This is a genomic window from Methylibium sp. T29-B (assembly GCF_000576225.1).
Lineage (GTDB): Bacteria > Pseudomonadota > Gammaproteobacteria > Burkholderiales > Burkholderiaceae_C > Methylibium > Methylibium petroleiphilum.
On the sequence record NZ_AZSN01000147.1, the window covers coordinates 1 to 8,701 of the forward strand.

The following is an 8,701-nucleotide window of genomic DNA, read 5'->3' on the forward strand; positions in this document are numbered from 1 at the left end:
TCTGCACCAACCTCCGAGTGGCCGCAAAATTGTGCGGAAAACTCTGTCGCCAGACGCTACCATACGGAAACCTCGTCTTAATGGTTTTCCGCTTATGTTGGTAGGTTACATGCGCGTGTCGTCGGACTCCGACCGCCAGAGCACGAACTTGCAGCGCGATGCGCTGCTCGCCGTCGGCGTCGATGCGCGGCATCTGTTCGAGGATCATGCTTCCGGCGCGAAGGACGACCGCGCGGGCCTGGCGCGGGCGCTCGAATTCGTTCGCCCTGGCGACGTGTTGGTCGTGTGGAAGCTCGACCGGCTCGGCCGTTCGTTGTCGCACTTGCTCGCCATCGTGACCTCGCTCAAGAAAAAGCAGGTGGCGTTCCGCTCGCTGACGGAGAACCTGGATACCACGACGCCTCGGGCGAGTTTCTGTTCCAGGTGTTCGGCGCGCTCGCGCAGTACGAACGCGCCTTGATCCAGGAACGTGTCGTCGCCGGTCTGGCTGCCGCCCGCAAACGCGGCCGGATCGGCGGCCGGCCGCAGGCGATCACCGGCGAGAAGCTGGAGGCCATCGTCGCTGCGCTCGATGGCGGCATGTCCAAGGCGGCGGTGTGCCGCAACTTCGGCGTCAAGCGAACCACGCTGATCGAGACCCTGGCACGGGTTGGTTGGACGGGCTCTCGTGGAGCGTCATCGCGATGACGACCAAGAGCGAACGATTGACCGTCCTGTCGGACGCCGAGCAGGAAGCCCTGTACGGCCTGCCGGACTTCGACGACGCCCAGCGGCTGGAATACTTGGCGTTGACTGAAACCGAACTGGCGCTCGCCAGCAGCCGGCCTGGTCTCCATGCCCAGGTCTATTGCATCTTGCAGATCGGTTACTTCAAGGCCAAGCATGCCTTCTTCCGCTTCGACTGGAGTGAGGTCGAGCACGATTGCGCCTTCGTGCTGAGCCGCTACTTCCACGGCGAGTCCTTCGAGCACAAGCCAATCTCCAAGCACGAGCACTACACCCAGCGCGAGTGGATTGCCGATCTGTTCGGCTACCGGCCGTGGGCGGCCGAGTTCCTGGCGCAGCTCGCGCAGCAGGCCGCGCAGACCGTGCGGCGCGACGTGATGCCGGGGTTCATCGCCGCCGAGCTGATCGTCTGGCTAAACGAGCACAAGATCATCCGGCCCGGCTATACCACCCTGCAAGAGCTGGTGAGCGAAGCCCTGTCCGCCGAGCGTCGGCGGCTGGCTGGCCTGCTGTCGGAAGTGTTGGACGAATCGGCCAAGGCCGCGCTGGGTCGGCTTCTAGTGCGTGACGACACCCTGTCGCAATTGGCGGCGCTCAAGCAGGACGCCAAGGACTTTGGCTGGCGTCAGATGGCCCGCGAACGCGAAAAGCGCGCCACGCTGGAGCCGCTGCACCGGATCGCCAAGGCGCTGCTGCCCAAGCTCGGCGTCTCGCAGCAGAATCTGCTGTACTACGCCAGCCTGGCGAACTTCTACACCGTCCACGATCTACGCAACCTGAAGGCCGATCAGACCTACCTCTACCTGCTTTGCTATGCCTGGGTGCGCTACCGGCAGCTTTCCGACAACCTGGTCGATGCGATGGCCTACCACATGAAGCAGTTGGAGGACGAAAGCAGTGCGGGCGCAAAGCAATCCTTTGTCGCCGAGCAGGTGCGCCGTCAGCAAGACACACCGCAGGTCGGCCGCCTGCTGTCGCTTTACATCGACGACAGCGTGCCCGATCCCACGCCGTTCGGCGATGTGCGCCAGCGCGCCTACAAAATCATGCCCCGCGATACGCTGCAAACCACCGCGCAGCGCATGAGCGTGAAGCCGGTGAGCAAGCTGGCTTTGCACTGGCAGGCGGTGGACGGCCTGGCTGAGCGCATCCGCCGCCATCTTCGGCCGCTGTATGTCGCGCTCGACCTCGCTGGCACTGATCCGGGCAGCCCGTGGCTCGTGGCGCTGGCCTGGGCCAAGGACGTGTTCGCCAAACAGCAGCGCCTATCGCAACGGCCGCTCGCCGAATGTCCAGCGGCCACGCTGCCGAAACGCTTGCGACCGTACCTGCTGACCTTCGATGCCGATGGCAAGCCGACGGACCTGCATGCCGACCGCTACGAGTTCTGGCTGTACCGCCAGGTCAGGAAGCGCTTCCAGTCGGGTGAACTCTACCTCGACGACAGCTTGCAGCACCGGCATTTTTCCGACGAGCTGGTTTCGCTGGATGAGAAGGCCGCCGTGCTGGCGCAGATCGACATCCCGTTCCTGCGGCAGCCACTCGATGCCCAGCTCGATGCGCTCGCGACCGAGCTGCGCGCTCAGTGGCTGGCCTTCAACCGCGAGCTGAAGCAGGGCAAGCTGACGCACCTAGAATACGACAAGGACACGCAGAAGCTGACATGGCGCAAGCCAAGGGCGAGAACCAGAAGGCGCGCGAGAAGGCGTTCTACGAGCAACTGCCGTTCTGCGACGTGGCCGACGTGTTCCGCTTCGTCAACGGCCAGTGCCAGTTCCTGTCGGCGCTGACGCCTTTGCAGCCGCGCTATGCGAAGAAGGTCGCCGACGCCGACAGCCTGATGGCGGTCATCATCGCGCAGGCGATGAACCACGGCAACCAGGTCATGGCACGCACCAGCGACATCCCGTACCACGTGCTGGAGAGCGCCTACCAACAGTACCTGCGCCACGCAACGCTGCACGCGGCCAACGACTGCATCAGCAACGCCATCGCCGCGCTGCCGATCTTCCCGTACTACTCGTTCGACCTCGATGCACTGTACGGTGCCGTCGATGGTCAGAAATTCGGCGTCGAGCGGCCGACCGTGAAAGCGCGCCACTCGCGCAAATACTTTGGGCGCGGCAAGGGCGTGGTCGCCTACACGCTGCTGTGCAACCACGTGCCGCTCAACGGCTACCTGATCGGCGCGCACGATTACGAGGCCCATCACGTGTTCGACATCTGGTATCGCAACACGTCGGACATCGTGCCGACCGCGATCACCGGCGACATGCACAGCGTCAACAAGGCCAACTTCGCTATCCTGCACTGGTTCGGCCTGCGTTTCGAGCCGCGCTTCACCGACCTTGGCGATCAGTTGAAGGAACTCTACAGTGCCGACGATCCGGCGCTGTACGATCAGTGCCTGATCCGGCCGGCCGGGAGAATCGACCGCGATCTCATAGTCAGCGAGAAGCCGAACCTCGACCAGATTGTCGCCACGCTCGGACTGAAGGAGATGACGCAGGGCACGCTGATCCGCAAGCTATGCACCTACACCGCGCCGAACCCCACGCGGCGCGCGGTGTTCGAGTTCGACAAGCTCATCCGCAGCATCTACACGCTGCGCTACCTGCGCGATCCGCAACTGGAGCGCAACGTTCACCGCTCACAGAACCGCATCGAGTCCTATCACCAGCTACGCTCAACCATCGCCCAGGTCGGCGGCAAGAAGGAATTGACCGGGCGCACCGACATCGAAATTGAGATCAGCAACCAGTGCGCCAGGCTGATCGCCAACGCGGTCATCTTCTACAACTCGGCCATCCTCTCGCGGCTGCTGATGAAGTACGAGGCGAGCGGCAACGCCAAGGCGCACGCTCTCCTGACCCAGATATCGCCGGCGGCCTGGCGGCACATCCTGCTGAACGGGCATTACACCTTCCAGAGCGACGGCAAGATGATCGACCTGGATGCGCTCGTGGCGGGGCTGGAGCTGGGATGACGGAAATTTCGGCGGTTCTGGCTTAGAACCCCTACGAGGAACAACTCGCCCTCGCCAACCAGGAAGGCCGCCGGCTGTTCGATGCTCTGCCGGCATCCGTCAAGGCAGGCAGGGACTACAAGACCTTCGTTGAATCAACAGGTCTCGGTCGGTCGATTTCCGTCATCCAAGCCCTCGCTCAGCGCGCGCAGGTGCGTAGTGGAGGCGGCGCTGCATGAGCAAACGCGCGGATCCGGACGAGACCTCCCCCCGGGTGGGGATCCGCGTCGGCCGGTTGGACAGCACCGAGGCAGTCCGAGCGGAGATGGCCCGGCTGTACCGAGGCGCTCGGAAGAAGGCCGGAGCCATGCCCACGCCCTCGGACGCTGCAAGGCTTGCCTACCTGCTCCAGCAGATCGGCCAGACCGTGCTGATGCGAGAGATTGACGAGCGGCTCGCAGCCGTTGAAGCCCGACAGGGTGGAAGGAAAACCTGATGAACCTGCAATCCATGCAGAACCGGCTCCGTCGTGTGGAGCGCGACACCAACCTCGACAAGATGCCGCTCGGCTTCGTGATCCGGCCGGATGACGACTTCGAGGGCAAGCTCCGGCGCATCGGTGCGGCCCGTGATGCTGGCCGCGTGGTCTACGTCGCCAACCTGACCCGCCAGCGTCTCCCGCGGTCGGTCCTATGAACGTCACCACCATTGCGAGGCGCCTGCAGCGCTTGGAGGCAACGGTGATGTCCGCCCCCGCCGTCGTCGTGATCCGCGACCTGCTGCGCACCGGAGAGGCCGAGCGCTACACCGGCGCCGGCCAGATCTGGATCCGTGAACCAGGGGAGTCAGGCCAGGCCCTGCGAGACCGTGCTGTGGCCGATGCAGAGCGCATGAGTGGCCCGATCGTCACGCTGGTCGAGCAGAAGGAAAGACCCGATTGGGATCCCAAGTCTCCCGGTAAGCGGTTGGAGGCTCACACCGGGGATACCGCAGGACGCTTTTTGCACGCTGTGGGTCGGGGCCAATCGGGCAGTGAAGTTTACTAGGAGCGGCCATGCCGAAGATCCCCATCATCCAATCCGAACTCGCCCCGACCTTCCAACGTGTCGGCGCCGGCTCCCTACGTGACGGCGGCGGCGTCAGGCCTGTCGATCCCAGCGGCCTGGTGCGCGGCGTGGCCGACGCTGCGGACGCCTACCAGCAAGCCGAATTCGAGCAGTCCAAGGTCCGCGCCACGGAGAAGATCGCCGACGCGCAACTCGAATGGACGCGCACCGAGATCGACAGGCGAAACCAGTTCGATCCCTCCGGCGCCGAGCCCTACACAGAGAAGACGCTGCGGAACTTCGATGACTTCAAGGCGAAGCTACTGCGTGGCGCGGCCGGCAACGATGAGGCGCGCATCCTCCAGAGTCGTCTCGCCGGCCTCCGCGAAGGTGTGCTCACCAAGTCGATCGAGTTCGAAGCCGATGCCCGCTCCGGGTATCGCCGGCAGACCCTCACCTCGACGCTTGGAAAGCGCGCCGCCACTGCAGAGATCGATCCCGCCCAGGCGCTGGATTTGATCGCCCAGCAGGTGGCCGAGATCGACAACAGCGATCAGCTGTCCGTGCTCGAACGCAACGAGATGCGCGAGCAGGCCAAGGGCAGCATCGCCTACGCCGCAGCGCTCTCGATGGCAGGCAAGGACCCCGCCGGCCTGCGTGAGTCGCCGCTGATGTCCATGGTCCCCGCCGAGAAGCTCCCGACCCTGCTGAAGGTGATCGAGAAGTCGGACATGCTGATGCAGTCGCAGGACCAGGCTGACGAGATCATGGCCCGCAAGATCCCGCTGGGCGAGGCGATGCAGCTCATCGAGAAGGACTACCAGGGCGAGCACGAGAAGCTGCTGAAGACCGAAGTCATGGGCAGGTACGCCTATGCCGAGGCCACGCGCCGCGACCACGAGGAGCAGAACTACGGGACTGCACTGCTGGAGGTCGAGCAGACCGGCAAGGTGAGCACGACGACGTGGGGCCGCCTGAGCGACACCCACCGGGCGGCCGTCCTGAACCGCCAGCAGGCCGAAGCCCGGCAGCGCCGCATGGAAGCCCAGGGGCAACCCGTCAAGACCAATTGGGACCTGTACCTCACCCTCCGTCAGCAGGCCATGGACGACCCCCAGGCCTTTACCAGGACCGACCTCAAGCAGTACGTCGACAAGATCGGCCCCGGCCAGATGGAGCAACTGCTCGACCTGAAGGGCAAGACCGAGAAGGCCGGCAAGGCACCGCGTGATGCCGTGACCCTCAGCCAGCAGATGAACGCCACCATGCAAGCGCTGGGCATCAAGCGGGCCGATGCCAAGGGCAAGTTCCTGAGCTACGTCCAATCGGCTGTCGACGACGCCACCCAGGCCAAGGGCAAGCCGCTGGGTTTCGATGAGCGCCAGAAGATCATCGACGAAGCGGTCCTTCAAGGCCCCGACCCCGACGCCTGGCTGTGGGGCCAAAAGCGCATGTTCGAACTCACGCCCGACCAGCGCACGCGCTTCACGCCGAACGCGCCGACGGATGCCCCAGCGACTGAACTGCAGGACCTGAACGAAGCGCTGAAGGCCCAGGGACTGCCGCAGACCCCGGCCAACCGCCTGGCCCTCTACAAGCGGGTGAACCCATGACCAACCCCTATGCGGAGGCGGCGGCAGAACTCGCCAGCGATGCGCCTTCGAACAGGTACGCGGCGGAAGCTGCATCCCTCGCGAGCGATCGAGGCGCCGCGCTTCGAACGAACGTCTACAGCTTCGCCGAGGCACCGGAGCAGGCCGCGAGCGCCGTGAAGCTGGGCCGGCAGTCCGGGCTGCCGTTCGATGTCGTGCAGAGGAACATGCCGGCCGTGCAGCGCCGCCTCGCGATCGAGCGGGTAGAAGCCGACACCGCGGAGGCGCCGATCCTGCGCCACCGCTACGCCGATCCGACCTTCGCTGCTGCGGCCCAGGACGACAGCGGCCCGCTCGCGCGTATGGAGCGCCTCACCAGCACCTACACCTTCGGCAATGCCCTGAAAAAGGGTGTCGCAGGCGCAAAGCTCACACTCGACTTCGCGGCCGATCAACTCGCCCGGGCTGTCGGTGCCGACCGCGCAGAAACCCAGCGCATCCTCGGCGAGACCGGCGCCTTCTACACCGCGCAGGGATCGGACCCCGAACTGCAGGCCGCAGGTGAACGTGCCAAGGAAACCGGCGGCGGCACCTGGTATGGAACGCTCGTCAAGCTGCCTGGCGAGATCGCTGCCGCCGAGAACCCGATCCAGATCGTCGGCAAGTTCCTGACCGAGCAGCTCCCGGCCTCGCTGCTGGGCTTCGGACTCGGGGCTGCGGCCACCGCACCGGTCCGATCGGCGATCGTCAGCAACGTGAGCAACCAGCTCGTTGCCAAGGGGGTGAGCACCGCTGTCGCTGGCGCTGCTGGGAACGGCACCGCCGTCGTGCTGCAGTCGCTGGGTGCGAACTACCAGGAAGGCCTATCCAAGGGTCTGGCGGAGCCCGAGGCCGCACAACGAGCCTGGACCAAGACACTCGCAGAAGTCCCCGCCAACGCCGTGGCAGGCGCCGCGATGGGCCTGAAGCTGGGTCGCAACCAGCTCACCAACATCCTCGGCCAGGCGGGCGTCCAAGGGGCCGGCGGCGGCATCGGCGCAGCGCAGGCATCCCAGGCTGTCGGCGAGGAAGCCGATCCGGTCGAAATTGCCCTGGAGATCCTCGGCGAAGGCGTCAGCGCCGGTCCTGAAGTGGCGGGCTTGACCTGGGGCCGCATCGCCGAGAGTCGCAGCGTGGCCCGTGCCGAAACTGCGCAGGTAGCCCTCGACGATGCCGAGAAGGTGGGCGAGATCATCAAGGCTGCCGAGGCTTCGGTCCTCAAAACCCGCGACCCCGAGAGCTTCGCCGAGCTGGTCGAGCACCTCCAGCCCGAGACCGTCCTCTACATCGCGCCGGAGCACCTCGCAGGCGTCGACCTCAGCGCAGCGCCGAACGTGGCCGCCCAGGTGGGTGAAGCCCAGGCCACCGGTGGCGATGTCGCGATCACGCTGGCCGACCTGGTGGCCCACCTCCCCGGGGATCAGCTGCTGCCCAACCTGCGGACTGCACCTGAGGCGATGACCGCCGCCGAGGCCCAGGCCTTCGATGGTGTGTCGGAGATCGCGACCGAGCTGGCGGAGCCCGCTGGCGATGCCTTGCTGACCCAGGACAGCATGAGCGCCGACGATTGGAATGCCTACATGCAGGCGTCCGACGAATCCGCGCAGCGTGCGATCGAGATCCGGGACACCCGATCCCTTCGCGACCTCAAGTGGCTGACCAATGCCAAGACCAAGGCGAGCGCCGAGGTCAGAGGACTGGCCGATGCGGCCCGCGCCAGCATCGAGCCCGAGATCACTGCAGAGATCGCCCGGGAGCCCGTCTATGCGGTGCAGCGCTTCCTCGCCACGGACGAGGGGAAAGCCTTGCCGCCCGACGTGGTGGCCGAGATGTTCGGCTACAGCAGCGCGGATGCCATGCGGCAGGACATCGGCACCAGCGAACCCGAGGCTTCCGTGATCGAGCGCCTGGTCGAGGAGCGCATGCGCGAGGAGCACCCGGACATTGCCGACGCGATCTCACGCGAGCGCTCAGCGGAAGCTCTCGTGGCCGATCGTGCCCGTGCTCGCTTCCTGTCGACCGAGGCCGCTGCACTCTCCAATGCCCTGGGGAGTAAAGCCGCACTGGAGCGGGATGCCCAGCGCTATGCCGGGCAATCGATCGCGCGCCGCCTGGTGCGTGGCATCCGACCCTCTCAATTCGAAGCCTCTGCCGATCGTGCAGGCAAACAAGCTGGGGTTGCTTTCCGCCGAGGCGACACCGCTGCCGCTGCGAAGTTCAAGCGCGACCAGGTGATGCAGAGCGCTCTGCATTCGGAAGCGACTGCAGTCACTGCAGAGATCGAGCGCTCGCTGCAGTCGTTCAAGCGGATGACCAAGCCCGACGATGGCAGT

The 8,701-nt window shown here is 65.5% G+C and carries 5 protein-coding genes and 2 pseudogenes; all 7 read left to right on the top strand.

Translation table 11 applies throughout. From position 1 onward, the window contains the following. The first annotated feature begins 109 nt into the window (after positions 1-109). Positions 110-687, top strand: a pseudogene (locus Y694_RS17515) (recombinase family protein). Further along, positions 684-3,712, top strand: a pseudogene (locus Y694_RS17520) (Tn3 family transposase). The pseudogenes Y694_RS17515 and Y694_RS17520 overlap by 4 nt, the downstream one beginning before the upstream one ends. A 214-nt stretch (positions 3,713-3,926) precedes the next feature. Beyond that, the gene (locus Y694_RS17525) at positions 3,927-4,187 is read left to right on the top strand and encodes a hypothetical protein (protein WP_036234844.1); all 261 of its coding nucleotides are present in this window, start codon (positions 3,927-3,929) and stop codon (positions 4,185-4,187) included. Further along, complete coding sequence (locus Y694_RS17530) at positions 4,187-4,387, top strand: hypothetical protein (RefSeq protein WP_036234846.1); 201 nt, start codon at positions 4,187-4,189, stop codon at positions 4,385-4,387. The genes Y694_RS17525 and Y694_RS17530 overlap by 1 nt, the downstream gene beginning before the upstream one ends. Further along, positions 4,384-4,737, top strand: a complete 354-nt coding sequence (locus tag Y694_RS17535; protein WP_036234848.1) for a hypothetical protein — start codon at positions 4,384-4,386, stop codon at positions 4,735-4,737. The genes Y694_RS17530 and Y694_RS17535 overlap by 4 nt, the downstream gene beginning before the upstream one ends. An 8-nt stretch (positions 4,738-4,745) precedes the next feature. After that, positions 4,746-6,350 carry a hypothetical protein gene (locus tag Y694_RS17540; protein ID WP_036234851.1) on the top strand — a complete coding sequence of 535 codons (1,605 nt, stop codon included), beginning with the start codon at positions 4,746-4,748 and terminating at the stop codon, positions 6,348-6,350. After that, on the top strand, positions 6,347-8,701 hold a 2,355-nt coding region (locus Y694_RS17545), incomplete at its 3' end, for a hypothetical protein (protein ID WP_036234853.1). The genes Y694_RS17540 and Y694_RS17545, both read left to right, overlap by 4 nt.